The following is a 1,965-nucleotide window of genomic DNA, read 5'->3' on the forward strand; positions in this document are numbered from 1 at the left end:
CGGGAGGAGGAACGCAAGTGTCGAGGAGAAGAACCCATCGGATGCTTGGCATTTTGACTGCCTTGTGCCTATGCGTCTCCCTCGCGCAGGCGGAGGAAAAATCGTCCCTTCTCCCGATCGTCTCCGGCAGTGACGGCAGCAGGGTCTGGGTGGAGGTCTCTTACACCGGGAACAGGGCGAAAGCCGTACCGATCATGGAGATCCCCGAGAAGACCATCCGTCAGATGGCAACCGTAGGGGAAACGGGAACCCGTTTGCTCGCACCTCCCGCCGTGGACGACGGGATTTCGCGCCCGGAGGGAACCGACGTCGGGAAATTCCTCGAGCGGCACAAGTCCCTGGCGGTCCGGGAAGGCCCCGAGGGGGTTTCGCTCGGCAATGCGTTCGATCTCGTGGGGAACATCCGGGAAGCGGTAAGAAACAACCGGGGCAACCGGGAGAAGCTGGAAGCGATCGCAGACACCCTGAAGCGCGCGTCCGCCGCGAGGGAGCCCCTCGCCGGGACGAGCGGACCCGGGATTCGATCGGCCATCAACCTCGCCGCGGAATCCGGCATCTCCCCAACCGGCCGGGTCCGTCCCCGTATCGAGATCCCCTGACCCTTTCGTCCGGCCCCTGCCTTCCGTTCTCCACTTCGAAAATATCGGCACCGCATCCGTGCCTGCCCGATGCCACCAGGGGGCGCGGCGGGCGGTTCCATCATGCCCCGTACTTCTCTTCGAATTCCTCGTCGGACATCGTCAAGTACAGGATCCCCTCGATCAGACCGGCCACGGCGGGGATGAGCGTCCAGCAGAAGACCGCGTACAGGATTCCCCACCCGGTCTGGCCAAGGAAGAACCGATGGACCCCGAAGCTCCCGAGGAGGATGGCGAATATCGCGGCGGCGGTTCTCCGGCTGAGTTTGCCCGGGCGCCTGAACGATGGCTGCCGCACGCCGCACCGGGGGCAGATCTCCGCCCGGGCGTCGATGGGGGCGCCGCAATGGACGCAATATTTCCCTTTTTCCAAGGCACGTTCCCTGTGGCCCGCCGTGCGGAGCCGGCCTGCGCGGACGCTTCCGCGCTATGACCGATAGCGCTTCCGCCGGAAGAGGTCGGTCTTGATCGAGGCAACACGATCCAGGAACAGGTAGCCGTCGAGGTGGTCCGCCTCGTGCTGGATGGCGACCGCCTCGAAACCGATCGCCTCGAGGATGACCTGCTTCCCCTCGCGATCGAGCGCGTCCACCAGAACCCACTGGGCGCGCTCCACGTTCGCGGTATAGTCCGGCACGCTCATGCACCCCTCCCGGACGAGCTGCTTCCCTCCCATGGCGAGGATTTCGGGATTGACCAGCACGAGAAGGCCGTGATTCGCCTCCTGGCCGCCGCGACGGTGGGTCGAGACGTCGACCACGATGATGCGGCTAGACATCCCGACCTGCGGTGCGGCGATGCCGACGCAACCCGGGGAGGTGCGCATCGTCTCCAGAAGGTCATCGATGAACGCGGACACCTCGGCGGTCACCCCCGTGACGGGGGCGGACTTCTCCTTCAGGCGGGGGTCCGGAAACTTGAGGATCGGGAGGATCGCCATGCCCAACGGCCGTCAGAGCTCCAGGGTTTCGATCGGGCGAACCGAAATGGACACGCCGAGCTCCTTCTTGACCCGGTCGAACACCCCGTTCAGCTCCTTCATGTCGACGCTTTCCGGGATGTCCACCTCCATGACCATCACATAGACGGGCCGCTCCTTCGACCCGACGACCTGCGTGTTGAGGTCGGTGATGTTCACTTTTCGCTGGGCGAGCTCCCGGGCCACGGAGTAGACGATCCCCGGCCGGTCGGCCCCGTACACCGAGATGATGTGGGGGTGCCCGGCGAACGACTTCTCGTGGACGACCTCCTCCGCCTTCAGCGAGTGGACCGTGACCAGAAGCCCCATCTCCCGGCGCACCTCGTCGAAGGAGGGAGAAACCTCCGA

4 protein-coding genes are annotated in these 1,965 nt (G+C 65.1%); 1 reads left to right on the plus strand and 3 read right to left on the minus strand.

Annotated elements, in window-relative coordinates:
* Positions 1–17: 17 nt before the first annotated feature.
* Positions 18–599, plus strand: a complete 582-nt coding sequence (locus tag VJ307_10345) for a hypothetical protein (GenBank protein HJX74540.1) — start codon at positions 18–20, stop codon at positions 597–599.
* 100 nt (positions 600–699) lie between these two features.
* Here the strand turns inward: VJ307_10345 and VJ307_10350 are convergent, their stop codons facing one another.
* The 3 genes from VJ307_10350 to VJ307_10360 all read right to left on the minus strand — a co-directional run.
* Positions 700–1,011, minus strand: coding sequence for an NINE protein (locus VJ307_10350; GenBank protein ID HJX74541.1), 312 nt, complete (start codon positions 1,009–1,011; stop codon positions 700–702).
* A gap of 54 nt (positions 1,012–1,065) precedes the next feature.
* Complete coding sequence (gene def / locus VJ307_10355) at positions 1,066–1,578, minus strand: peptide deformylase (protein HJX74542.1); 513 nt, start codon at positions 1,576–1,578, stop codon at positions 1,066–1,068.
* A gap of 12 nt (positions 1,579–1,590) precedes the next feature.
* Positions 1,591–1,965: ACT domain-containing protein (locus VJ307_10360; GenBank protein HJX74543.1), on the minus strand; the 375-nt coding region annotated here is incomplete at its 5' end.

The sequence above is a fragment of the Candidatus Deferrimicrobiaceae bacterium genome (genome assembly GCA_035256765.1).
Taxonomy (GTDB): Bacteria; Desulfobacterota; Deferrimicrobia; order Deferrimicrobiales; family Deferrimicrobiaceae; genus CSP1-8.

Coding starts and splice junctions, on each gene's coding strand:
- def (HJX74542.1), bottom strand. CDS start 1,578: ATGGCGATCCTCCCGATCCTCAAGTTTCCGGACCCCCGCCTGAAGGAG.